This window comes from Streptomyces sp. NPDC045846 (genome assembly GCF_056431605.1).
In genome coordinates this window covers 227,646-250,981 of sequence record NZ_JBWKKJ010000003.1, presented here as the reverse complement: position 1 = coordinate 250,981, position 23,336 = coordinate 227,646, and the positions used below count along the sequence as shown (strand labels likewise).

Below are 23,336 nucleotides of genomic sequence, written 5' to 3'. Positions count from 1 at the left end.
GATGGCGCGGAGGAGACTGAGAGCGCGGCTGCCGATGGCGGTCATGGCCGCGGTGGCGGTGATGGGCACCATGGTGGCCGCCGGGCCACCGGCCGACGGGCAGGCGCCGGACAAGCCGACGATCCGCTACACGGAATACGGGATCCCCCACATCATCGCCTCCGACTGGGCGGGGCTGGGCACGGGCTACGGCTACGCCGCGGCCAAGGACAACATCTGCACCCTGGCCGACACGTACCTGATGGTCGACGCCCAGCGCTCCCGCTATCTGGGGCCCGACGGCAAGGCCAGCCCCGGCGAGAACCAGAACACCACCACCAACCTCAACAGCGACCTGTACTTCCAGCGGATCAACGACAACCGCGTGGTGGAGCGACTCGTCGACCAGCCCGCCCCCAACGGTCCTGAGCCGGAGGTCAAGGACGCCATCCGCGGCTATGTCCAGGGCTACAACCGGTACCTGGCCGAGACGGGCGTGAACAACATCTCGGACCCCACCTGCCGCGGCAAGGCCTGGGTGCGCCCCATCACGGAGCTGGACGTCTACCGGCACGCCCACGCCGAGATCATCATGGGCAGCGCCGATGCCCTGCTGGACGGCGAGGTCAACGTCGCGCCCCCGGGGGCGTCGAAGGCCGCGCCGCCCGCGGCCTCACCCGAGGAGACCGCGAAGAAGATCCGCGACGCGATGGCGGTCAGCCGTCAGCAGAGCATGGGCAGCAATGCCCTCGCCGTCGGTTCGCAGGGCGTGTCCGGAGGCACCGGAATGCTGCTGGCCAACCCGCACTTTCCCTGGCAGGGCAAGAACCGGATGTGGCAGAGCCAGCTGACGATCCCGGGGAAGGTCAACGTCTCCGGGGCCAGCCTGCTCGGCTTCCCCGCGGTGAACATCGGCCACAACGACGACGTGGCCTGGAGCCACACGATCGCCACGGTGGCCCCGTTCGGACTGTTCGACGTGCAGGTGGACCCGCTCAACCCGACCAACTACCTGGTGGACGGCGCCTGGCAGAAGATGACCTCGCAGCAGGTCGGCGTCGACGTGCTCAACGCCGACGGCTCTGTCGGCAAGGTCACCCGGACGATGTGGTCCACCCGGTACGGACCGATCACCACGTCCTTGCAGGGTGTCCCGCTGCCGTGGGTGGTCAGCGCGCACGCGGTGCGCGATGTGAACATGGACAACCTGCGGGCCTTGAACACCTGGTTCCACCTGGATCAGGCCAAGGACGTCAACGGTGTCGTGGACACCCTGGAGTCCACGGAAGGCGTGCCCTTCTTCAACACCATCGCCTCCGACCGCAAGGGCAATGCCCTGTACGCGGACATCCAGGCCACCCCCAACATCACCGACGACCACGCCCAGTCGTGTCTCACCCTGACCGGTCAGCAGCTGTTCAACCAGAACCTCAGGCTGCCGAACGTGCCACCGATCTCCATCTTCGACGGCAAGCGCAGCGAGTGCGACTGGCCCGACGATCCGAACGCGGTCGCGCCGGGCCTCCTCGACCCGCACAAGCAGCCGCGCCTGATCCGCTCCGACTTCGTGGGCAACGCCAACGACAGCGCCTGGCTGGCCAACCCCGACCAGCCGCTGAGCTTCCCCCGGGTCATGGGCGACGCGGCCCAGCCCCGGTCGCTGCGTACCCAGGAGCTGATCCTGACCGCGCAGAACCGGATCAACGGCACCGACGGCCTGCCCGGCCGGGGATTCACGCCGGACACCATGCGGCAGTCGCTGTTCGCCGACAACAGCAGGGCCGCCGATCTGGCCCTGGACGCCACGGTCCGGGCATGCCAGGGCGTCCCCTTCGGACTCGTCCTGGTGGACGGCAATCTGGTCAATGTGAGCGAGGCATGCCCGATCCTGGCCGCGTGGAAGGACCACAAGTACAGCTCCGGCAGCCGGGGTTCGTGGCTGTTCGAGAACTACTGGGCCTATCTGCAGAACGGTCAGGCGATCGAGAAGCTGCCGTGGAAGGTGCCCTTCGACCCCAAGGACCCGGTACACACGCCGAATTCACTGGACCCGGGGAACTCGGCCGTCCGTGATGCGTTGGCCCGCGCGGTGCTCGCACTGCGCAATGCGGGAATTCCGCTGAACGCACAGCTGTCGGACGTCCAGAAGATCACGCGGAACGGCGAGCAGATCCCGATCCATGGCGCGATCAGCGAACTGGGGGTGCTGAACGTGGTCACGCCCGGCATGGTCGACGGAAAGCTGGACATCGTCTTCGGGTCGAGCTTCATCCAGCAGGTGCTCTTCACCGCCGACGGCCCGCCCCAGGCGTCCTCGGTCCTGACCTACTCCCAGTCGGCCGACCCGAGTTCACCGCACTTCGCCGATCAGACGAAGCTGTTCTCGGCGGGCCAGTGGGTGACCGAGCGGTACACCGAGGCGCAGATCGCCGCCTCACCGGAACTGCAGATCAAGGTCCTGTCCTGAGCCTGCCGCACCGGCACGCCGGAGCGTCGACGACGGCATCCGGCGTGCCCCTTCACCGGTATTTCACCGCCTTCCGATACCTTTCGCGCCGCGCAACGGCCGAACTCCCCAGGGGTAAAATCATGTTGAGCACGATGAGCAGATGGCGAACAGTGCTGGCCTTGATGGTCGCCGTCGTAGGAATCGCCCTGCCGACTGGTTCGGCACAAGCGGCTGACGCCACCACGCCGCCGCCGATGACGGACGGATTCGGCCTGACCCAGGTCGAGCGGGCGACCGGCGGCCCCACCAACTTCTACCTCACCGTGACCACCCCCGAGGTCGCGGGCAGCCACCACATCAAAATCATTCTGCCGAGCGGCTATTACGACGACCCGGCCAAGCGCTATCCCGTGCTGTATTTCCTGCACGGTTCCCCGGACGACCCGATTCAGCAGAACTATCCCGCGCTGACCACCTCCAACGCGATGATCACCGTCATTCCGGACGGCGGCGCACGGGGCTGGTATGCCAACTGGCTCAACCAGAAGACCCCGGCCGGAGCCCAGAACTGGGAGAACTTCCACCTCAAGCAGGTGATCCCCTTCATCGACGCGAACCTGCGCACCATCGCCACGAAGAAGGCCAGGGCCATCGCCGGTGTGTCCATGGGCGGGTTCGGCGCCTTCCACTACGCCCAGGACCACCCCGAGCTGTTCAGCCAGACCGCGTCCCTGTCGGGGGACATCGACCTGTCGGCCGACTCCATGGACCTGCGGCTGGCGGTCGTCGCCTCCCTCATCGACGCGCAGGGCGTGATCTGCGGCTCGTCGTCCGGTGCCTGCGACCCCAACAATGATCCCTACAAGCCCGCCGTGGACAGCGACGCCCTGTTCGGCTCGCCCTACCCCGTGTTCAACGCGGACTGGCGGTGGAACGAGGTCGACCCCTCCCAGCACATGGACAAACTCAAGGCGGGCGGGGTCGGGGTCTCGGTCTACGTGGGCAACGGACGCGGAGTGGCCACCGAGCCGGAATTCTGGCTCGAAGGCGCGTCCAAGCACGTCAAGGACAGGATGGACGCCCTGGGCATGTCCTACACGTACGTCGACTACGGCGACGGCGCCGCCTGGGGCACCCAGTGCAACGGCGGCCACAACGGGGGCTGCTGGGAACAGGACCTCCGGGACCTGATCCCCAGGCTGGAAAGGGCCTTCGCCTCCTGACGTTCCGCACAGTCGGGGGAGGTGGGTGGCACGGCCTCGAAAGCAGGCCGTGCCACCCACAGTCGCGTTCCGGGAATCTGCTGCGGAGCCGCTGCCCGCAACGGCCAGGCGGTCAACTCCCTTGATCAGCAAGCTCCTTGGAAGGCCGCAGAGGTCGTCGATCCGGTCCCTTCGGGTTCGATCCCGCTGTCACTCCCGATCGTTCCGGATGTCCCACCCGGCGCTCCCGCCGCTACTTTGTCGGCGGCGTCCGCCAAGACGAACACCGGGGAGTTGCGATGCCGACGTCCGCCGCCATGTGCCGGCCACCCGCCCCGCTCGGGGACCTGGAGCGCAGGGTGCTCTACGGGGTCGGGTGCGGCCTGCGGGACGAGGAGATAGCGGCCGCGCTGGCCGTGCCCGAGGGCGCGGTGGCCGGGCACCTCGCCCGCGTCCTCGCGAAGCTCGGGTTGCGTGACCGGGCCGCCGCCATCGCCCATGCCTTCGACTGCGGCCTCGTCGTGGCCGGCCGTGGCCCTCGCCCGCAGCCCGGGAGCCCGGCCCGCTCGGGCGCCTCCGGCCGGACTGCCGGGCCACGAGTGCGGATCTCCCTGCTGGGGCCGCCGCAGGCGTGGCGGGACGGGCGGCCTCTGAACCTGGGGCATCTGCGTCAGCAGGCCGTACTGGCGGCGCTGGCGTTGTGCCCGGGACGGACCGTCAGCAGACAGGAACTCCTGGACGGGGTGTGGGGGATGGAGCCGCCCACCACGAACGTGGTGCCGGTGTACGTCTACCGCCTGCGCAAGACCCTGCGCATGGGGGACCGGCCGGACTCGGTGATCGAGCACGACCGGGGCGGCTACCGCCTGGCCTCCGACGCCGTCGACGTGGACGTGGCCCGCATGGAGCAGCTGGCCGCCGACGCCGCGGCAGCCAGCCGCGCGAACGAACCGGCCGAGGCGGTACGGCTGTGTGCTCAGGCCCTGGACCTGTTTGGCGGAGAGCTGTTGGCCGGTCTGCCCGGACCGCTCGCGGAGCTGGAGCGGTTGCGCCTCACCGAACGCAGGACCGCCCTCGTGCAGCGGAAGGTGGAGTGGCAGCTGCGGCTGGGCCGTCATACCGAGGCGATCGCGGAACTGTTCGCGCTGTCGAGGGAGCAGCCCCTGAACGAACCGGTGGCCGGGACCTTGATGCGCGTGCTGTACCGCAGCGGCAGGCAGGCCGACGCGCTGGCCGTGTTCCACCGGGTCCGCCACCGTCTGGCGGAAGACCTGGGGGTCTCGCCGAGTGCGCTGCTGCGGCAGACCCACCAGATGATGCTGCGCGGGGACGAGGCCGGTCTGGGCCTCGCCGTAACCTCGCATGGACCCGGGACGAGCCGCCGAGGCCACGGTCACGACAGCCGGGTGTGACACAGGCTTCGCGGCAGGCGAACTCACCCGCCGGCTGGGGTTCAGGGGTGATGACGATCGGGCCGCCGTCGTCGGAGTGCTGGCACTTGGCGGCCACCGAGACGAGCTGGTCGTCGGGGGGAGCGCCATAGGTCTGCGTCGATGCCGTACCTGGCGTCCTCGATTGCCGTCAAGGTGCGTTCCAGCGCGGCGGCGTTGAACCGGCCGGGGTCGGGCCGTTCGGGAAGGTGGCGCACGAACCCGCCGAGCCGGGCGCACAGGTACCGTGAGGATGCGTGCCGCGAGGTCGGGCTCCATGCCCGGGTTGTCGGTGGGAAGGTGCTTGCTTGACCCTGTCCTGGTCGCGGTCCTGCCAGCGGGGTGTTCGGCCGGGACGGGGAGTCAGTGGGGGCTGCGGTGGCAGGAGCAGGCGCACGTAAGCACTTCGAGAACGCCTGATCCTGACGATGGCCGTACGTCGAGCGGGCCGGGGCAGTGACGGTGTCCGACCGCCCATCGGAGTTTGTTGGCCTCGCGGCATTCGGGAGTCACGTATCCCTGCTGGGTCTGCGTCGAGGTCACGAGTCGGCCGCCTTCTCCTGGTTCAGCAGCCCAGTACCACCGGTGATCATGCTGTGCACGCGGCCGGGGTCGCACAGATCGCCGGGGGCACGCATGGGGACGGCCCAGTAGCTGGCGTGGGTGCCGTTCGGCTCGTGGTCGCCCACGCGCGGAACGCCCACGTAGTGGCCAAGCCCCAAGTGCTTGGCGTACGGGCCGAGGTCCGAGCCCGGTGAGGACGGAACCAGGGCATAGAACCGGTGCCCGTACGGGTCGTGGATGACGGGGCCGTTCAGCGTGCGGAGGACCGTGATCGCGGTCGCGCCCTCGGCCGCAGCCATGGCCTGGACCAGCTCCTCAGTCAAGCGGACGGCTGAGAAGCGGCGTCCGAGGGCGAGGACCGCGACATGGCTCTCCTGCCACTCCTGGCGGGCGTTGCCGGGGCGGTTCAGGCTCTCGGCGAGCCAAGCTGTCACGGCTTCTCTCTGTGCGGCGTCGGTCGCGCTGCTCACGACGCCTTCTCTCGCGGACCGGTCTGGACGGGTACGGCGAGGATGTGGGCGATGCCCTCGGCGCAGCTGGCCTCGTGGCCGCGCTCGCCGATTTCGTAGCCGGACGATGTGACGTAGCACCTGTCGGTCGTGGCAATCTGCTCGGTGAGGTGTGCACTGAGGGGGTTGGCCGCCCGCAGGGTGGTCTCGCTGTCGTCGAGGACGGCATGGAGTCCGCGTTTCTGCAGGTGGCCTGCGAGTTTCTGCAGGTCGGTGTCCATGCAGAGACGATCTCAACGGGGCAGGCTGGGCGGGATATGACACCCTATGACACGGAGTTGATCATGCGGACGGTGGCGATTACCGGGACCCGGGCGACCGGGCACCGCAGCCTGAACGAGTACGCGGCCCTGTTCACGGCGTACCTCCAGCCGTTCGCCGACAGCCACTTCTACATCGGCGGCGCCAAGGGCATCGACAGCCTGACCCTGGTTTGGCTCGCCGGGAACACTTCGGCGGAGCTCACCGTCGTCGTGCCGGGCACTGTCGACCAGCAGCCTGCCGACGCACGGCAGGCCATCGCCCAAACGAGGGACCGCATCAAGGAGATCGTCGAGCTGGGAGCGGTCGAGCTGTGCACCCCCGCCTACCACGCCCGGAACCGGTGGATGGTCGACCATGCTTCCATGACCATCGGCTTCCCGCACGCCGACGAGTCGACAGGAGGGACGTGGCAGGCCCTCAACTACACGGCAGAGCAGGGGAAACCGCGGCTGATCGTGCCCGTGTAGCCGGGTTTTGCGCCACGATGGCGTGATGGACGATGGAGCGACGGGCGGGGCGATGCTGAAAGCGCTGCGAAAACGCCGCGGCCTGTCGCTCGCGGAGACGGCCCGCGCCCTGATCTCCATCGCAGAGCGCCTCGGTCAGCCCCGCATGTCCCTGCCCGTCCATCGCCGGGCTGCAACGCTCCGTCGCCCGTTGGGAGTCCGCGCGTCGCACCCGTCCCGACGAGCGCCACCAACTGCTCCTCGCCCACCTGTATGGCCGCACCCCCGCCGGGACGGTCGCGCTCGGCGCGGGATCGGACTTCGCCGAACTCATCGACGCGCTCGCTCATCTCGGCGAGAACAAAGCCCAGTTGGCGATGCTGCGCTCGGCACTCGCGCGGTCGGCAACGGAGCAGGGCGGTGGCATGCTGGCCCTGCTCTCCACCGGCGTCCAGGCCGGGCTCGCCGCGGCCATGGCCGACCCGTCCCGCACCGACGACAACCTTGTGACGGGCCTGGCGGGCGTGGTGTCCGACGTCAACGCGCAGGTGAGCTCGCTTCCGTTCGTGCGGCTCCAGTTGATGCTCGCCCCCGCCCTGGAAGCATGCCGCCAGCTCCTGGCCGGCCCGCTGCCCGACGAATTGGCCCCCCAACTGCGGGGTGTGTCCGTCGCCGCCCACACCCTCGCCGGACGGCTGGCGTTCGAGACCCGTGACGACACCGCCTCCCGTGGCCTGTACGCGGCAGCGACCCGCGAGGCAGGGCTGCTTCCGGACCCATGGCGGCGGGCGACCGTCCACATGAGCCACGCCCTGACCACCCTGTATTCGACCCAAGGTCTCGACGGGGCGCGCCAGTTGGTGGACGCGGCCGTGCGAGATGCTCGGACCGGGGGCAGCGTTGTCGTGCGGGCCCGCGCTCACGCTCTCCAAGCGGAGATCGCCGCCCGCGCCGGCCAGCAGAGACAGGCGGAGGCCGCCCTCGGGCTGGCCTGGTTCGACATGGAGCGCGACCACAGCGGCGACCCGTCGGTGACGTCGTTCGCGGCCGGGCATCTGCGGGGTTTCGAGGGCGTCTGTCAGCTGTGGGTGGGCGACCCTGCTCTGGCGCATGACCGTTTCGCCGCATCGGCCGCCGTGTTGTCGGCGCCGCGGGAGCAGGTGCAGCGGGCGATCGTGCGTACCGATCAGGCGTTGGCGCGGATCCGTATGGGCGAGCCGCGTTCGGCGGCGGAGCTGCTACACGAGTGCGTGCTGGCCGCTGCGTCGACGGGCGGCAGGGTTCCGGCGATCCGGTTGCGGCGGGCCCGGCAGGAGTTGCGGCCGTGGCGGCGGGCGGACTGGGTCGCCGACCTCGATGATCACTTGACGGACGTTCTAGGTTCCTGAAGCGGCAGCTTCATTGTCAGTGCCCAGCGGTAATCTTGATCCATGTCTCCCACTCCCTCGCCTTATGGCTTCGTGCGCCCCGCGTCGGTGATCAATGAGGAGATTCGTGCCCTGATCGAGGGCGGTGGGCTCGGCTCGGACGCGTACCTGGAGCTGCTGGTGGAGTGGGCTGCGGCAATGCGCGGCGAGGCGACCCGGGACGATCTCAGTCCCGCCGCTTAAGATCCCGGCCGAGGAGCCGGACGAAAACTGATCAGAGCGCGGACTGGAACGCGGACGCAGACGGCACGTTGTCGGCGGCCGTGGTGATGCGGTCGAGGGCGGTCGGTGCGCGTCTGGCACGCTGGGCTGCGGCCCGGTCGGCGAGCGCCGGTCGGCGGGTGGTCGCGGCCGGAGTGGCTGGTCGCGCGGCGGCGGAGACGAGCGTGGTGGTCATGGCTCATTGTGCATGGCTGACGCTCGGGGTGCGGTCGTATGTGCCTTGGCGCAGGCTGGGTCCGTGGCCAAGGTGATCGTCGTCTATCCGCCGGACCAGACCGGCGCCCGCCGTGTGCGCGTCGACGGGAAGATCCTCGGCCGCGCCGTCGACCTGCGTGATCTCACGGAGTACCTCCGCCGAGCCGGACTCGAAGGGATCGACGACCTTGACGTTGTCAGGTCGCCGCTCATCGAATGGCGCGGCGGTGGCCCGGAGGACTGGGACCCCAGGTGACGCCGGGCGTAGTCCGGCGTCTGAAACAGGCCCGGGATGCGGGCGACTTCCAGGCCCCGGATCACCTTGGTGTCCGCCGTCTCCGCAATGGCCAACTCCTGTCGGGCGCGGTGCCCGGTTGCCAACTGCCGACGCCAGGAACGGTACTTGGTTTCGGCGCCCGACAGGTGCCCCGTCAGCTCGCCCGCGAGCTCCGGTCGGCCGACGGCCTGCGCCCATGCGCCGAGGTCGTCTGGGGTGGGGGTCTGCTTTCCGAGCTCCAAGCGGGACACCTTGGAGCGCTGCCAGCCGAGTCGTTCCGCGATCCCTTTTCCATCGAAGCCCGCTGCAGTACGCAGCTCGCGCAGCCGCGAGCCCAAGGCGATCCTGGCGTTCTGAAAGTCCGTGCTCACATGGTGGAACGTACCTGCCTCTGGAACTCCTCGGTACGGATCGCGTAGTGCCATGCCTTGTCTCGTGCCTGGCAGGCGGCCACGACTTCGGCAGGATCTTCACTGACGACCACTCCGAGGGTGTTGTCTTGGTCGTCGAAGACGAAGCGGACCAGAGTGCGGGAGTCGAAGAGCCAGAAGTCCCAGTCGGGCAGGCCCAGCTTTTCGGCGTCCGCGCGGGAAAGGTTACGGATGTCCTCGCCCGCGGCCACGTTGCCGAGCCCAGAGGCGAGGAGGTACCGCTGCCCCTCCGTCGGCGGGGCGTCGACCAAGCGTACTCGCTCGAACCGCTTACCTTGTCCGGTCTGCTCGCGGACGTTGGTCCGCCAGTCGTCGAACGGCTCGGCGGCGATGTCCCCGCCTGCCTGCCAGCGCTGCCACTTGGTGCCCTCGCGGTCCGAGGCGTACCCGCGGCGCGTCTCCAGGCGCCAGGCCGTGTGCTTGAAGTCCGAGAACATGTGGGCCACGTCGGAGAACGGGATGAGGCCCTTCGCCTCAGCTCGGGGAGCGAACCGGGCGAGCAGGTCCCGGGGCACGGTGACGAGGGATTCGGACTCCTTCACGTCGCGCAATTGGGCCAGGTGCTCTGGGTCCGTGACTCGCTCCCCTTGTACGAGGACGTTTTCGGTCCCTTCGACCTCGTACAGCGTGGAGCAGTCGCCGTCGTCGCTGGTCGTGCCGATGAACCGGAGCGTCATATCGCCCTCCATCCAATCGTGTTGGGGAACCAGGATGTGATGTTCGGCCCCGTGCGCGCTCGACGATTGCGAAAGATTGCGAATGACCCGCGTAACACGCTCGGATTGCTGGCAATGTCGCCGCAGGATGCGCCCCTGCACGAACCGAAGGCCAGCTACGGGGCTCGTGGGGCTACAGGGCGGACTGGAACGCCGAAGTGCTCGGCACGGTGGCGGCGGCCGTGGTGACGCGGTCGAAGACGGCGGGCGTGCGGCCGGCGTGCTGGGCTGTGGCCCGGGCGGCGAGCGATGGTCGGCGGGAAGATCCTCGGCCGCGCCGTCGACCTGTGTGATCTCGCGGAGTACCTCCGCCGAGCCGGACTCGATGGCATCGACGACCTTGACGTTGTCAGGTCGCCGCTCATCGAATGGCGCGGCGGTGGCCCGGAGGACTGGGACCCCAGTTGACCTCCCCGCCGAGCCGCCGGTACACCGACGACATCGCCAGCACGCCCACCCCAAGCAGGCCCCGCCGCGACGCAAGCAACGGAGACGCTGCCCCGCCTGCTGCCGCGCACCGGTAGCGCGGCACTGCCGGATCAAGCCCATCGACCGGTGTGCACGAGTACGTCACGCCCCGCGGGTCCGTATACGTCCACCCTGCAGGCCATCGGAACCCGCATCCGCGCCGGACGTCTCAACGCACAGCTCACACAGATTGGACTCGCCGAACGCGTCAGCGTCGATCACAGCAATCCACCGCATCGAGTACGCGACGACCGATCCCAGCCTCAGCCTGCTGCATCGCATCGCCGGCACCATCAGCGTCCCTCCCGCAGGCCTCGTTAGGCAGTGGGAAGCCCCGGCCCGCCTAGCAGACCGGGGCAGTGCGCGTCAGGCCTCGGACTTCGGTACGAGGAAGCCCCGTCCTGGACGCTCTCCCCGCGGTTCCCGTTGCGCTCGCCGCCAGTTCTCGACGAGCTTCGCGTACCGGGGGTCCGTCCACTCCTCTGGTTCGTCGTTCTCCACTGTTACCTCCTGACGCACAGGCTAGACGCTACGGCCATTCAGGCTTCGGCATCGGGCGTATCGCGCATGTCGGGGCGTGCTGGCATTTCGTCGCTACCGGCACCAGTTCGTCATCGGGGCCCCGCCACAGATCCTCGTCGATGGCGCCGCCCGCGGCCTCCATGAGGCTGCGGGTCCGCTCAAGGATTTGCGGGTCGTAGTTCGTGGGGTCGTAGCCCGGAAAGTGGTGGACGTACGAGCCGAACCGTTCGCACAGCTGCATGTAGGCGAACGAGTGCCCAAGCAAGGCGTGCCAACCCTCGTCCACGACACGGGACGGCGCGGTGTAGACGTCGGGATTCTGCGCGCTCGCGACGACGAACAGCACACCCTGAGCAGCGATCCGCGCGGCCATCTCCTCGGCCATGCCAGGGTTGTTGTCCACGATGGTGCGGATGACGCTGCGGTACGTGTCCTCGCCGAGGAGGGATTGCGGATCGAGTGTCGTGGTATTCACGTGGTGCCTCCGTTCGTTGGATGGAGGTGCGGGCCCCCGTCCCGGCCGCGGTCCTGCCAGGGAGTGTTCGGCCGGGACGGGGAGTCAGTGGGCCTTGCCGTGGCAGGGGCAGGTGCACTTGAGGACTTCGAGAGGCACCGGTCCCGAACGCTGCCGTACGTCGAGCGGGCCTGGGCAGTGCAAGTGGCCCTTGGCCCAGCTAAGTTTGCGGGCCTCGCGGCACTCGGGTGTCACGTAGGCCGGACTGGTCCGGGACTGAGTCACGACCTGTCTCCGCCGTCGATCGCTGCGGCGCCGACCCCGATAAGCCCGACCACGCGGCCCGGGTCGCACAGGTGGCCAGGCGCCCGCATGGGGACGGCCCAGTAGCTGGCGTGGGTCCCGTTCGGCTCGTGGTCGCCGACGCACGGGACGCCGACGTAGTGTCCGAGGCCCAGATGCTTCGCGTACGGGCCAAGGTCCGAGCAGGGCGACGAGGGGACCAGGGCGTAGAAGCGGTGGCTATAGGGGTCGTGGATGACGGGGCCGTTCAGCGTGCGCAGAATCATGGTCTCGGTTGCGCCTTCGGCGACGGCCACCGCATGTACCAGCTCCTCCGTGAGGCGGACGGCTGAGAAGCGGCGCCCAAGAGCGAGGACCGCGACACGGCTCTCCTTCCACTCCTGATGGGCGTTGCCGGGCCTTGGCAGGCTTCCAGCAAGCCACTCTGCGACCGCTCTTTCGGTCTCGGTGCAGGGATGCGAGATGTGCGCGCTCATGAGGGTCTCCGCCGTCGACTGCTGTTATGGCAGCCAGGCTTCTGTGACATGCAGTGCCCGCTCGATACCCAAGCGGTAATCTCACGGTGAGATGGATTCCTATCCCGTTCACGGATAAGGGAGTTGAGCCGTGCAACCGATGCACCCCGGAATCGACCTGCCGACGTGGGCATGGGAGCGGGCCGAGGTGCGCCAGGCATTGCGCCGCCGCGACATTGGCAGCGTCTTCCGGCACGTGCAGCAGTACTCCGGCGCCAGTCAGGCGAAGATCGGCGTTGCCACCGGCATGACCCAGGCCCGCGTCAACGAAATCATCAACGGCCGCCGTGAGGTATCCCGCCTCGATGTGTACGAGCGTATCGCTGACGGTCTCGACATGCCCGACGACGCCCGCCATCTTCTCGGCCTGGCGGCCAGCCGCGAGAAGCGGTCCGGCGGCGCAGCCTTCGACCTGGCCGCGTTCCCCGAGGTCGTGCGCGTCTACGCCTCCCAAGCGTCTGCCCGCGAGGAGATCCAACAACAGGCCCGCGCCGCCCAGGAACTCGACGTCTTGGCCGTCCGCGGGCTTGGCCTCATCGGGCTGAACGACTCCCTCCTCCGGGCTTGCCTGCCGCGCGAGCAGGGCGGCCACGGCCTGCGCGTCCGCTTGCTACTCCTCGATCCGGAGTCCGACGCCATCGCCCAACGGGCCGCCGAGATCGGGGAGTCCGTCGAGTCCCTTGCCAGCGGCGTACGGCTCGCCGAGGCCCGGCTGCGCGAGCTGGCCGGTACCTGTGATGTGCAGGTCTACCGCTACGGGATGCTGCCCACCTGGAGGGTCATCCGCACCGATTCCACCATGTTCGTGGGGGCTTTTGACGCAGGCTGGGAAGGGCACGAGTCGGCGTGCTACAAGGTAATGGAGACACCGCACGGGCCGCTGTACCGGGGGTTCCGGCGGATGGTTCAGGCGATCGTCGACGGAGCCGAGCGCACGGTTTGAGGAAGGGGATCGCCCGTGATCGAGGCGGAACTGAAAGCGCACGTCCATGCACCCGAGACGGTGCTGCGCCGTCTCGACGAGCGAGCCAAGGGCCGCGCCGAGGTGTACCAGGACACGTATTACGACGACCCCGCCGGCCGCCTGGAGCGCGGCGACGAGGAGCTTCGGGTACGAACGGTCCACGGCACAGACGAGACTCGTACATTGCTGACCTACAAGGGCGCAAAGGTTGACGCCGCGTCCGGGTCCAAGCCCGAGCACGAGACCCGCGTCGACGACCCTGAGGCCATTCACGCCATGCTCCGCGGCCTCGGCTACGTGCCGGTCGTCGCCTTCGAGAAGCGGTGCCGTAACTACGGCTTCGAGGCGAACGGCCGCAAGATGCTCGCGACTTTGGTGCGCGTCCCTGAGATCGATGGGACCTTCATCGAGCTGGAGACGATGGTGGATGAGTCCGATCTGCGTGCGGCACTGGACGACGTCCGAACGGTCCTTGGGGAACTGGGCATCGAGGAGTCGGACTTGACCACCGAGCTGTATACCGACGCCGTGCGGGCACGGCGCGGTTGACCCTGGCATGGTACGGCGGCGGGCACCGGCCGGGGGATGGCGGAAGAGCCGCGGGCTACAGGGCGGACTGGAACGCTGACGCGCTCGGTACGTTCGCGGTCGCCGCGGTGACGCGATCCAGGACAGCCGGGACACGGCCAGCGTGCTGGGCTGCGGCCCGTGCGGCGAGCGGGACCCTGCGGGTAGGCATGGCCGGCATGGTGGGCCGCGCGGCCGCGGAGACGAACATGGTCATGCGGTCATTGTGCACGGCAGACGCTCGGGGTGCGGTGGTATCCGGCTTGTCGCAGGCTGGGTCCATGGCCAAGGTGATCGTCGTCTATCCGCCGGACCAGACCGGCGCCCGCCGTGTGCGCGTCGACGGGAAGATCCTCGGCCGAGCCCAGGATCTGCGGGATCTCACCGAATACCTGCGACGGGCAGGCATGGAGGGGCTTGACGACCTCGACGTCATCCGGTCCCCGCTCATCGAATGGCGCGGCGGCGGCCCCGAGGACTGGGAACCTAGCTGACCCCGCCGAGACGCCGATACCCCGCCGACATCGCCAGCGCCCCCACTCCGAGCAGTCCCCGCCGCGTGGCCGGGGACGGCGTCGTCGACGACCCGCTCACCGGACGGCACACGTAGCGAGGCGCAGCCGGATCGAACCCGTCGACCGGGCCGCACGAGTACGTCACGCCCTGCGGATCCGTGTACGTCCACCCCGCAGGCGGCCGCCCATCCGCGCCGTCCCGGCCTGCCGCACCGTCCGCGCCGTCCTTCCCCGCCGGGCCGGTCGGTCCGATGGGGCCGACGGGACCGGGAACGGTCGAGTCAGCGCCGTCCTTGCCTGCCGCGCCGGACGGGCCCGGGCTCGGCGTCAGCGTCGGCCCCGGCTTCCCCGCGGCGCAGGATCCCCCCTCGGGCCGGGCGGCCCCGGGATCGGTACTGGCACCTCGGCCCGATCCTCAAGGTTCTTCACGGCCTTGTGGGGTCCGGAGCCACGGGCGTGCCTCCCTTCTCCGTGACCTGCTGCCGCAGCGCCCGCACGTCCCCGGCAAGTGTCGACACGGCCGTGCCCCTCAGGCCCGCCTCGGCGGCGAGCTTGTCGGCGCGCTGCTCGGCCCGGTCGATCTGGAGGTACGCCAGTGCCACTGCGCCGCAGAGGAAGAGCAGGGCCGCGGCGATCCACAGCAGGTGGCGGCTGTGGTCCAGGAACCGCTCAGCGTGCGTCACGGCGCGCCCCCCAGCTGCACCACGGAGTGCCTTGAGCCGAGCCACCTCGGCCCGCTCGGCCGCCAGCTCGGCCCGCACCGCGGTGAGTTCGCCGCCCTGCTCGGCTCGTTCCTCCTGGAGGTGGTCCGTGAGGCTGTTGTAGCCGGTCAATGCGCTGCCCTCCCGGGCCGCCCCGCGATGCGCCGCGGGTGCCGTACATGGCGGCCGCCGCGGCCACGGGTCCCGCAACGAGTGCGGCTAGCGCCGTGACGATGGCGGCATTCAGGTGCGCTGTTGCGGCAAGGCCTACCAGATGATGCCGCGCAGGGACGAGGCTGGTCTGGGCCTCGCTGAACCTCGCATTGACCTGGGACGAGCCGCCGAGGCTACGGTCACGGCAGCCCGGTGTGACACAGGCTTCGCAGCAGCCGAAACACAACACCACCTGTCAGCGGCCGTTGGTTCTGGGCCGTTGACAGATGGCGAGGTAATGCGGCTGTGGTACGTCGTCGCGAGCTCGGCGTGACTACCAGGGGTACCAAGCGCCGTTGTACCACTGCTCGTTGGCGCTGTCGTTGTGGTGGTCCATGTTGAAATCTTCGGGGTAGTTCTTCACGTGGTTGTTCGGGTAGGTCCAGATGCCGGCGGACTCGTCGCAGACGTAGTCCCAGTGGCAGATCGACTTGACGGGGACGTTGCCGAAGAACCGGTCTGCCCCGGCGAGCGGCGGACCGACGATGCCGCCGAACGGGACCGATCCGCCGTTGGCGCCGGGAGGGCCCTGGCGCTTGGGGTCCGCGACGAGAATGGCGTTGACGTTGTCGAACGTCTGCCAGTTCTCGGTCACCCAGATGTGCACCACCGCGGCGCCCAGGGAGTACCCGGCCATCTTGACGTGCTGGCCGGGACACGCGGCCCGCTGGTCGCGGACGAGCCGGTTCAGCTCGTTGACGCCTGCCCGGGCACTCGCCCCGTTGGGAATCTGGGTGGGGTAGCCGACGTGCTGCTGGATGTTGCCGTAGAAGCCGTCGTTGTTCCACGAGCTGCCGGTGCCACCGACGACGATCGTGTAGGTGCCGTCACATGAAGCCGCCGCCTGTGCAGTGGACTCCTGCGCCGCCGAAAGGCCGGCGGTCAAGAGGAGCCCGGCCAGCGCGGCCGAGACCTTCCTTGTTCGCATGCGATCCTCCCCATCGAGTGGGTCCGTGCGTCCGCTGCCGACGCGGGACGCGTCGACCAAGGTCACTTCACGACACTGGCAGCAGCCGATGACATCCTGATGAAACGTGCGGAGTTGGGCCTGGGCGTCGCAATGCGGCCCTGGGTGACGGCGAGGACTCCGAGGGTTCTGCCCCGAGGGGTGCCGTACGTCGAGCGAGCTGCTGAAGCCCTGGCGAGGAGGCACTCGACCCGGGGCCTTCAGGTGTCCGCCCCCCTTTCGGTATGCTCACCCGCTCGCGCTGTGCATGGACGTGACAGGGGGCGTTCCGTGGCCGATGACAGAAGTCGCGACGGACTGCGCTGGTGGGCGGCGGCGGGGACGGCCGTAACCGTCCTCACGTTCCTCGGCGTGCACAACGCCGCACAGTTGGAGTCCATACTCACCCACGCAGCGGCTGCTCCGTCCACCAAAACCCCACAGCCTGGACCCACCTCCTCGCCGCCGATTGCCCCTGTCCACGTCGCACCTTCTATTGCCAAGGCCCATTTCGTCGCGACGGCCGAGGAGTTCGACGGTGCATGCAGTCACACCCAATGCCCCGTGACCGGGACGTTCATCAACGAGGGCCAGGCCGCCGGGTCGGTGACGGTGGACTTCTTCCTCAAGGGAGCGGTCGGCGGATTGTGCGTGACGACCATCCCCATGACAGACCCCGGCGAGACGGCCACCGCCGGGTGCTCCGCCGTCTTCACCGCACCGGCTCCCGCATCCGGAGGGTCGGAAAACATCAGCACGGTCATCCTCAACCCGGTCGGCTGAGCGTCGAGTTGTGAGGCATGGGCCCCGCGACGGGCCTGCAGCGCTGGGAGCGCTGATCAAGCGTCAGGATCAGCCGGGACCGGCAGCCGGGGGCCCTGCTGTGGCAAGGGCAGGTGCAGTGGAGTACTTCAGTCGCCACCGCGCGCGACGTCTGACGCACTTCGAGGGAGCTGGGGGCCGTGCAAGTTGACCTTGTCCCAGCCGAGTTGGGGGCCTCGCGGCTCGGGTGTCACGTAGGCCGGGTTGGTCCGGTACTGGGTCATGACTCGTCCTCGCCGCCGAGTGCCGCGGTACCCGCTTCGACGAGTGCCGTCAGACAGGCCGGGTCCCGCACAGGTCGCCTGGTGCTTGCATGGGGACGGCCCGGTAGCTGGCGGGCGTTGCTGGGACGGTTCAGGCTCGAGGGGTACGCGGATCTCGGTCAGGTAACGGGACGCCAGATGTCAGGCGGCTCCGGAAACCTTGGCCTCCGGGGGCCTCGCCTTGGGGCGCTTTCGCTGAACGAACCAGCCGTGCTCAATCGCCTGGCGGGGTTCCTCGGACGCCCAGACGATCTCTTCTGCTTCGTAGTGCGACGTACACATCAGCAGGAGCAACTGCATTGGATGGGTGGACTTTTGCCTGACTCATGCGGCGTTGTCGACAGCGCACTGTGCGTCAAGGAAGGGTCTTTTCCAAGTTCAGTCTGATCTGGTCAGGTGCAGAGTGAGGACGGCTTGGACGTGGCTGCTGATACGTGGGGGGCGAGGCGTATCCCGCGTGGTGGTGTCTGTGGTTGCGGTGGGTCAGGATTTGAGGTGGCTCAGGGCGTTGATCACGGCAGCGATGGCGGGCTCGGTGGCGCGTTCGCGGTGGTGGGCAGCCATGAGGGGGACATGCCATTCGGGCATGTCGCTCACGTCGAGTTCGACCAGGGTGCGGGCGGCGAGGTCGCGTTCGACCGTGGCGCGGGTGAGAACGGCGACCGCCTGCCCGGAGCGCGCGAGATCGGCTGCCGTCTCGGCGGAACTGACGCGGTAGAGCTGATGTGCGCGGGTGGGGGCGTCCAGGAGCATTTCGTGGAAGAGGTGCGCGCCGCTGCCCCAGAGGTTCACGGCGAGGGGGTGGCCGCTCAGCTCCGCAGTGTCGCAAGGGCGTCCTGTGAGCGGGTGGTCGGGGTGACAGACCGCGATGACCGGCTCGCTGCGGAACGGGTGCAGCCGCACCTCGTGAGCGTGCGGCATCGGCAGTGTGATGGCGATGTCGGTCGCGCCCACGGCCACCCGCTGGAGGGCGTCCTGACTGTGCTGGTCGTCGACCACGACGGCGTATCCGAGCGGCTGCAGGGCGCCGATGACGAAGGGGACGGCCAGCGGGGCGTAGCTGGCGTGGGTGGTTACGTGCAGGGTGCCCTGGGTGTCGTCTTCCCGTGCGATGTCCAGGGCCCGGGCCGCCAGATCCAGACACCGCTGTGCGTGGGGCAGCAGCCGTTCCCCCGCGGGCGTCAGTGACACTCCTCGGCTGGAGCGGTCGAGCAGTGGCCGACCGACGAGCCGTTCCAGTCGGCGCAGCCGCTCGCTGACGGACGGCTGCGCAATGCGCAGCTCACGTGCTGCGGCGGACAGAGAGCCGGTGGATGCGGCGGTGACGAGGACGCGCAGGTCCGCGAGTTCCAGGGCCATAGGTGCAGCCTATGGCCAGCACCCTTGGATCATGGGGTTCTCTGGGGCCGACGGCGTCTCTAGCGTGCCGGTATGACATCCCCGTGAGGTGAGGAGCCTCTCTTGCACGAGATTTACGAGACCACTGTTGAACTCGTCCCTGCGACTACGGATGATCTGCCCGGGATCGTCGCCATCCAGAATCACACCGCCGCCACCTCACACGCCCGGTTCGCCACCGGACCGCATCGCATGGAGGAGCGGCGGGAGTGGTTCGCTCAGTTCGCCAAGACGGGTCCGTACCGGATGCTCGTCGCCCGGCGCGGCAACCAGGTTCTCGGTTATGCCTGCAGCCAGTGCTACCGCGATCAGGACGCTTTCCGGGAAACGGTCGAGGTGAGCATCGGACTCGGCGAGAACAGCAGAGGACAGGGGCTGGGAACCGCCCTCTACCGTGCGCTCTTCGGTCTCTTGGCCGACGAACCGGTGCATGTCGCCCTCGCCGGCATCGCCCTGCCGAACGACGTGTCGGTGGCCCTGCACCGCAAGTTCGGCTTCGTCGAAATCGGAACCTTCCATGAGTACGCCGTGAAGAACGGCCAGTACCTGAGCTCCCTGTGGATGCAACGCCTGCAGTCCACTCCGCTCCCGGGACCGGACCGCAGCTGACGGGTCCTGGGCATGTGTGCCAGGAGTCAACGGTGTCCTGGGTGGGGCCCGCAAGAGGTGTGCGGTAGCCGCAGGCGGCCGCATGTTCGTCGTCCCTGGGACGGGCCTGGCGGGAAAGCGGCTTCGAAGGGCCCGGTGCCGCCAACGACCGGCGGGGCAGGTGATCTCTCTCCAACCTGCTGTGCATGTTCGGACAGTTGGCGTGACAGGCTGGTGAAACCCCGGGTGAGTGGGCTTTCGACCAGGAGGACCGCCTCCACCACTGGCTTCGCATGTTTGTGTACCCGTCCAACATCATCGTGCCCGGGAGCGGCAGCCGCAGCTCGCTGACGACGAGCTCGTAACGTTGGCGGCGAAGGAAAAGGCCCCAACTCCCTTGGGAGTCAGGGCCGTTCGACATGGCGGCGGTTGCCGGGATGGCTCTGTTGGATCTTTGTCGGTGCGGGTGGTCGGCGGACGGCTTTAGCCGCGCTCGGGCCAGATGGGGCCCTGGTCGGTCCAGGTGACGCCCTTGTTGCGGCACAGGCAGAAGGGGTGACCGATCGGGTCGGTGTAGACCTGCCAGCCGTAGCCCTCGGGGCCGATGGAGTCCTGCTGCAATGTCGCGCCGAGGTCGAGTACACGGCGCTGCTCGGGCTCGATCTCGTCCACTTCGAAGTCAAGGTGGAACTGCTTGGGGTGCTCGCTGTCGGGCCACTGCGGAGCGCGGTAGTCGTCGACCCGGATGAAGGCGAGCTCGATCTCGCCGAACTGGATGCCGGCCCACTCCTCGTTGCTGCCTTCCTTGATCGGGCGGCCGGTCACTTCGGAGTAGAAGGCCGCCAGCTTCATCGTGTCAGGGCAGTCGATGATGAAATCGGTAAGTCGCAGCATCCGACGATCTTGCCACAAGATCAAGAAGGTGCTGGGTGCGACTGGCGCTGCCCCACCGCTGGACCAGCGGGTCTGGCATTGACTTCGCTCGGCATACCGGACGTGACTATCACTGTGATTGCGGATAGTCGTCGAGCCGCCCGTGAGATTGCGCAGCGGCGGAGGCGCCTGCGCCGCCAGGCGCTCGGATTCGCAGTCACCGTGGCAGGCCGCCGAGGCGTGCACCTGCGCGACGGATGGGTCGCGGTCCTCGCAGGAGACCCCGACAACGGGCTCGTACCGACCTCAAGGCAACGGCTGAGATTTGTCGCTGGGCTTCTTCTTCGCCGCCATGGGGTTGCGCCGCAGGGGGGGCAGTTCGGCCGGCATGGGTGCCGGTCGACTGGCTCCTCCTGTCCGTGCAGTCAGCCACCGCGTGCGCCCGCCGAGCGCCCCGGAGTACGGCCGCCGAGGCCCCCAGGAGACGGCGGATCGCCCCGCGTGGATGAACACCCGCATCGCGGCGACGTACGCGAGGAGCGCGGCGCAGCCGGGCCAGATGCTCTGGGGCCGTGAGTGGCTAACAGCCGGCGTCCCGCTCGGCCTGTTCCAGAGCCGCGATCGTTCGCTTGCGCCAGCACCCGGACAGAATCACCGCCGCCAGGCCCAGCAGCATCAACACGGCTACGCCAAGTGTGGCGACCACCAGGCCGATCACGGCCAAGACGAGCATGCTTCCCATGACACACCTCCCCTTGATCGCAAAGGGTAGCGGGGTGCTGGACCTGTGATATCCGGATGTGCGGCGCACCCACGGCGCATGGCCGAGCCGATCCTCGCCAACCCGACCGACGAGCAGGGGCGATCGACGATCGCGGGGTCGGTGCAGGGGCCCGGCCGATCCCCAGGGCCGAGGGCATCCCGGTTGGATGCCGGGAGTTGGGGCCGGGTGACGCCATGGGGGGCTCGGTGTCAGGGGAGTCGTGGCCTCACCAGCGCACCGCCGTGAAGTCGATCGGTCGGGGCTGGAGGAGTTGGGCGCGTTCGGCCAGGGCGCGCAGGCGGCGGGACATTTCGTCGGCGGGCAGGTGTCGGCGGTCTCCGTGGCCCGGCAGGACCCACTCGAACCGGAGCCGATCGGCCGTCCTGGCCAGGGAGGCCGCCAGCTCCTCGATGGAGTACCAGGTCACGCTCTCCGCGACCTCCAGATCACCGGTCGCGCGTGACCAGTAGAAACTGTCCCCGGTGAAGCAGTACCGGTCATCGGCCAGGTAGAGCACGCTGCCTCGGGTGTGGCCGGGGAGGGGCTGGGCGGTGACGCCGTCTGCGATCTCCACGGGGTCGATGCCCCGGATCACCTGGTCGGCGTCGGGTGCCGCGTCGAGGTCGCCCTCATGGATCCACAGTCGAGCGCCGTAGTGATCCGCGTAGCGGCGGCCGTGCGCCGCGTGGTCCCGGTGCGTCAGGAGTACGTCGGTGACCCGGCCGGATGCCGCGTACCGGTCGGCCAGCGCGGGGTTCCAGCGAGGGGTGTCGATCATCATGGCCGTACCGGAGGGCCGGAGCAGCAGGTAGGAGTTGGCTCCGGCGGTGTGCTGCGAGTTGTGCCCGCAGAACAGGACGCCGTCGTCGAGGGGCATCGGGTACGGGTCGAGTGCCTTGTCGGGCTGTCCGGACGCGGGGCGGATGGAGCGGGTCGGGCAGGCGAAGACGGCCGCGTGCAGGCGTCGTGTCTCGGCTTCGTCGCCGGGCTGGCGCAGGATCCGCGACTGCCCGCCTATCTCGCCGATCAGGTCGGGTGCGAGCTGTCGGGCGACGTCGCAGTTGGTGCAGCGGTCGTCCACGTACCAGTCGTCCATGGGGCAGAGCTCCTTCTGTAAGGCGGACCGGAGCAGGGGGGCGCAACCTCCCCCTCCTCAGCCGCAGAAGCAACGCGTCGGATAGATTGGCTTCATAGTCAAGTATCTTGATCGCGAAGGTAAATGGGACGCCGCATGCCCGTCAAACCGCAGGACGACCAGCCGCAGGAACCGGCCAACCAGATCATCGCCTCGATGACGGACCTCGCCGGGTCCCTGGGGCGTCTGAACGACCTGATCGCCCAGCAACTGGGCATCGCCCAGACCGACTTGCTCTGCCTGCACGTACTCGACCGTGCCGGGGTGACGACCGCCGGGGAGCTGGGCTCTCAACTGGGGCGCTCCACCGGCGCGGTCACGCACATGATCGACCGCCTGGAGAAGGCCGGATACGTTCGGCGCAAACCCGACCCGAGCGACCGTCGCCGCGTGCTCGTCGAGGCTTCGCGGCCGGGACTCGACCGCATCGCTTCTTTCTACGCGGACATCGACGCCCGCACGCGGCGGCTGATGACGACCTTCACCGACGACCAGCTGTCCGCGATCCAGACGTTCCTCCGCGGCAGTTACGACATCACCGCCGAGGAGTGCGACCGTCTGATCCGGTAGTGCGTACCCGAATGGGGCCGCCTCGGTGAGCGCAGCCGGGTTCTGGGCAGGGTCGCTACAAGCGACTACTCACCAGGAGTTCACCGTGCACCAGTCCCTCCCTGTCCCGCGGGTGGCAAGCGCCGTGCTCAGTGCCCGGCGCCGGAGGCGTCTGCCGGTGTGGGTGCTGGGCTGGGCGGCCGTGCTCTTCGCCGTAGCGGGGTGTTCGACGCACGACGCCATCTGCGGCGGCGGCGAGTACCCCGTGCTGACCGTGGGATCGACGGGCAGGGCCTGCATTGACAACGGGCAGCAGCCGCCCAAGGGCTACACCCGCTTCCCCGAGGGCAAGGTGCCCCAGCACGTCGACGACCAGTGGGACCGGTACTGGCGGAGTCACACCGTGGACGAGCACGGGAAGATCATCGAGGTGTCGCAGGGCTGACCGGAACGGAGCCGGACCGCGCCGATGGGAAGCGGGCCGGTCAGCCGTCCGACCGGCCTGGGCGACACGCCGCGACGTCGCATGCGCCGCGTCTGCTGGGGCAAGCGGTGGGAAGTTGATGTCAGCACGCCGTGCACCGGACCCCGGTACCGGCGTTCGGCAGCACTCCGCGCAGCGCACGAAGCGTGGCGGAACCACCGACGACGACGCGCAGGTACCCA

General features: G+C 68.8%; 27 protein-coding genes. 13 read left to right on the top strand and 14 right to left on the bottom strand.

Annotation, left to right across the window (positions count from 1 at the left end; translation table 11 throughout):
- Position 1: 1 nt before the first annotated feature.
- The 3 genes from AC07F3_RS10140 (at position 2) to AC07F3_RS10130 (ending at position 5,042) form a co-directional block, all read left to right on the top strand.
- The gene (locus AC07F3_RS10140; RefSeq protein ID WP_479112355.1) at positions 2-2,446 is read left to right on the top strand and encodes a penicillin acylase family protein; all 2,445 of its coding nucleotides are present in this window, start codon (positions 2-4) and stop codon (positions 2,444-2,446) included.
- 122 nt (positions 2,447-2,568) lie between these two features.
- A complete protein-coding gene (locus AC07F3_RS10135) occupies positions 2,569-3,651 on the top strand; it encodes an alpha/beta hydrolase (RefSeq protein WP_479112353.1) in 1,083 nt (360 codons plus the stop codon).
- A 278-nt stretch (positions 3,652-3,929) separates the two neighbouring features.
- On the top strand, positions 3,930-5,042 hold the full coding sequence (locus AC07F3_RS10130; protein ID WP_479112351.1) for an AfsR/SARP family transcriptional regulator: 1,113 nt from the start codon (positions 3,930-3,932) through the stop codon (positions 5,040-5,042).
- A 557-nt stretch (positions 5,043-5,599) separates the two neighbouring features.
- Here AC07F3_RS10130 and AC07F3_RS10125 read toward each other — a convergent pair.
- Both AC07F3_RS10125 and AC07F3_RS10120 read right to left on the bottom strand, forming a co-directional pair.
- Complete coding sequence (locus tag AC07F3_RS10125; RefSeq protein ID WP_479112349.1) at positions 5,600-6,094, bottom strand: hypothetical protein; 495 nt, start codon at positions 6,092-6,094, stop codon at positions 5,600-5,602.
- Positions 6,091-6,354: a hypothetical protein gene (locus tag AC07F3_RS10120; RefSeq protein ID WP_479112348.1), complete on the bottom strand. Its 264-nt coding sequence runs from the start codon at positions 6,352-6,354 to the stop codon at positions 6,091-6,093. Before AC07F3_RS10120 ends, AC07F3_RS10125 begins: the two co-directional genes overlap by 4 nt.
- Positions 6,355-6,417: 63 nt before the next feature.
- Between AC07F3_RS10120 and AC07F3_RS10115 the strand changes: the two genes are divergently transcribed.
- The 3 genes from AC07F3_RS10115 (at position 6,418) to AC07F3_RS10105 (ending at position 8,453) form a co-directional block, all read left to right on the top strand.
- Positions 6,418-6,864, top strand: coding sequence for a hypothetical protein (locus tag AC07F3_RS10115; protein ID WP_479113063.1), 447 nt, complete (start codon positions 6,418-6,420; stop codon positions 6,862-6,864).
- Positions 6,865-7,220: 356 nt separating this feature from the next.
- The gene (locus AC07F3_RS10110; protein ID WP_479113061.1) at positions 7,221-8,231 is read left to right on the top strand and encodes a hypothetical protein; all 1,011 of its coding nucleotides are present in this window, start codon (positions 7,221-7,223) and stop codon (positions 8,229-8,231) included.
- 42 nt (positions 8,232-8,273) lie between these two features.
- Positions 8,274-8,453 carry a hypothetical protein gene (locus tag AC07F3_RS10105; RefSeq protein ID WP_479112346.1) on the top strand — a complete coding sequence of 60 codons (180 nt, stop codon included), beginning with the start codon at positions 8,274-8,276 and terminating at the stop codon, positions 8,451-8,453.
- Between the two features lie 31 nt (positions 8,454-8,484).
- Here AC07F3_RS10105 and AC07F3_RS10100 read toward each other — a convergent pair whose 3' ends face one another.
- From AC07F3_RS10100 to AC07F3_RS10080, 5 genes are all read right to left on the bottom strand, one after another.
- Complete coding sequence (locus AC07F3_RS10100; protein WP_479112344.1) at positions 8,485-8,667, bottom strand: hypothetical protein; 183 nt, start codon at positions 8,665-8,667, stop codon at positions 8,485-8,487.
- Positions 8,668-8,750: 83 nt separating this feature from the next.
- Positions 8,751-9,335: a helix-turn-helix domain-containing protein gene (locus tag AC07F3_RS10095; RefSeq protein ID WP_479112342.1), complete on the bottom strand. Its 585-nt coding sequence runs from the start codon at positions 9,333-9,335 to the stop codon at positions 8,751-8,753.
- The gene (locus AC07F3_RS10090) at positions 9,332-10,072 is read right to left on the bottom strand and encodes a DUF6879 family protein (RefSeq protein ID WP_479112340.1); all 741 of its coding nucleotides are present in this window, start codon (positions 10,070-10,072) and stop codon (positions 9,332-9,334) included. Before AC07F3_RS10090 ends, AC07F3_RS10095 begins: the two co-directional genes overlap by 4 nt.
- Before the next feature lie 1,036 nt (positions 10,073-11,108).
- A complete protein-coding gene (locus AC07F3_RS10085) occupies positions 11,109-11,576 on the bottom strand; it encodes a hypothetical protein (protein ID WP_479112339.1) in 468 nt (155 codons plus the stop codon).
- Between the two features lie 260 nt (positions 11,577-11,836).
- Complete coding sequence (locus AC07F3_RS10080; RefSeq protein WP_479112337.1) at positions 11,837-12,334, bottom strand: hypothetical protein; 498 nt, start codon at positions 12,332-12,334, stop codon at positions 11,837-11,839.
- Between the two features lie 139 nt (positions 12,335-12,473).
- On the opposite strand from AC07F3_RS10080, the gene AC07F3_RS10075 reads away from it, so the two are divergent.
- Together AC07F3_RS10075 and cyaB are read left to right on the top strand one after the other, a co-directional pair.
- A complete protein-coding gene (locus AC07F3_RS10075; protein ID WP_479113059.1) occupies positions 12,474-13,316 on the top strand; it encodes a helix-turn-helix domain-containing protein in 843 nt (280 codons plus the stop codon).
- 15 nt (positions 13,317-13,331) lie between these two features.
- Positions 13,332-13,886, top strand: a complete 555-nt coding sequence (cyaB, locus tag AC07F3_RS10070; RefSeq protein ID WP_479112336.1) for a class IV adenylate cyclase — start codon at positions 13,332-13,334, stop codon at positions 13,884-13,886.
- A gap of 55 nt (positions 13,887-13,941) precedes the next feature.
- On the opposite strand, the gene AC07F3_RS10065 is transcribed toward cyaB, so the two are convergent.
- Positions 13,942-14,121 (bottom strand): hypothetical protein, encoded by a 180-nt coding sequence (locus AC07F3_RS10065; protein WP_479112334.1) that lies wholly within the window; start codon positions 14,119-14,121, stop codon positions 13,942-13,944.
- Positions 14,122-14,185: 64 nt separating this feature from the next.
- Between AC07F3_RS10065 and AC07F3_RS10060 the strand changes: the two genes are divergently transcribed.
- The gene (locus tag AC07F3_RS10060) at positions 14,186-14,398 is read left to right on the top strand and encodes a hypothetical protein (RefSeq protein ID WP_479112332.1); all 213 of its coding nucleotides are present in this window, start codon (positions 14,186-14,188) and stop codon (positions 14,396-14,398) included.
- A gap of 446 nt (positions 14,399-14,844) precedes the next feature.
- On the opposite strand, the gene AC07F3_RS10055 is transcribed toward AC07F3_RS10060, so the two are convergent.
- A complete protein-coding gene (locus AC07F3_RS10055; RefSeq protein WP_479112330.1) occupies positions 14,845-15,252 on the bottom strand; it encodes a hypothetical protein in 408 nt (135 codons plus the stop codon).
- 355 nt (positions 15,253-15,607) lie between these two features.
- Positions 15,608-16,261 carry a cutinase family protein gene (locus tag AC07F3_RS10050; protein ID WP_479112328.1) on the bottom strand — a complete coding sequence of 218 codons (654 nt, stop codon included), beginning with the start codon at positions 16,259-16,261 and terminating at the stop codon, positions 15,608-15,610.
- 309 nt (positions 16,262-16,570) lie between these two features.
- Between AC07F3_RS10050 and AC07F3_RS10045 the strand changes: the two genes are divergently transcribed.
- Complete coding sequence (locus AC07F3_RS10045) at positions 16,571-17,062, top strand: hypothetical protein (RefSeq protein WP_479112326.1); 492 nt, start codon at positions 16,571-16,573, stop codon at positions 17,060-17,062.
- A 785-nt stretch (positions 17,063-17,847) separates the two neighbouring features.
- Here the strand turns inward: AC07F3_RS10045 and AC07F3_RS10040 are convergent.
- Complete coding sequence (locus tag AC07F3_RS10040) at positions 17,848-18,723, bottom strand: LysR family transcriptional regulator (protein WP_479112324.1); 876 nt, start codon at positions 18,721-18,723, stop codon at positions 17,848-17,850.
- Between the two features lie 102 nt (positions 18,724-18,825).
- Here AC07F3_RS10040 and AC07F3_RS10035 point away from each other — a divergent pair, with 102 nt between their 5' ends.
- Positions 18,826-19,371, top strand: a complete 546-nt coding sequence (locus AC07F3_RS10035) for an N-acetyltransferase family protein (RefSeq protein WP_479112322.1) — start codon at positions 18,826-18,828, stop codon at positions 19,369-19,371.
- A gap of 462 nt (positions 19,372-19,833) precedes the next feature.
- Here the strand turns inward: AC07F3_RS10035 and AC07F3_RS10030 are convergent, their stop codons facing one another.
- From AC07F3_RS10030 to AC07F3_RS10020, 3 genes are all read right to left on the bottom strand, one after another.
- Entirely contained in the window at positions 19,834-20,244 is a 411-nt protein-coding gene (locus tag AC07F3_RS10030) for a VOC family protein (protein WP_479112320.1), read from the bottom strand.
- A 559-nt stretch (positions 20,245-20,803) separates the two neighbouring features.
- A complete protein-coding gene (locus tag AC07F3_RS10025; RefSeq protein ID WP_479112318.1) occupies positions 20,804-20,965 on the bottom strand; it encodes a hypothetical protein in 162 nt (53 codons plus the stop codon).
- Between the two features lie 247 nt (positions 20,966-21,212).
- Positions 21,213-22,082 (bottom strand): MBL fold metallo-hydrolase, encoded by an 870-nt coding sequence (locus AC07F3_RS10020; RefSeq protein ID WP_479112316.1) that lies wholly within the window; start codon positions 22,080-22,082, stop codon positions 21,213-21,215.
- 135 nt (positions 22,083-22,217) lie between these two features.
- On the opposite strand from AC07F3_RS10020, the gene AC07F3_RS10015 reads away from it, so the two are divergent.
- Together AC07F3_RS10015 and AC07F3_RS10010 are read left to right on the top strand one after the other, a co-directional pair.
- Positions 22,218-22,691, top strand: coding sequence for a MarR family winged helix-turn-helix transcriptional regulator (locus tag AC07F3_RS10015; protein WP_479112315.1), 474 nt, complete (start codon positions 22,218-22,220; stop codon positions 22,689-22,691).
- Between the two features lie 85 nt (positions 22,692-22,776).
- Positions 22,777-23,115: an SCO0607 family lipoprotein gene (locus tag AC07F3_RS10010; protein ID WP_479112313.1), complete on the top strand. Its 339-nt coding sequence runs from the start codon at positions 22,777-22,779 to the stop codon at positions 23,113-23,115.
- The last annotated feature ends 221 nt before the right edge of the window (positions 23,116-23,336 follow it).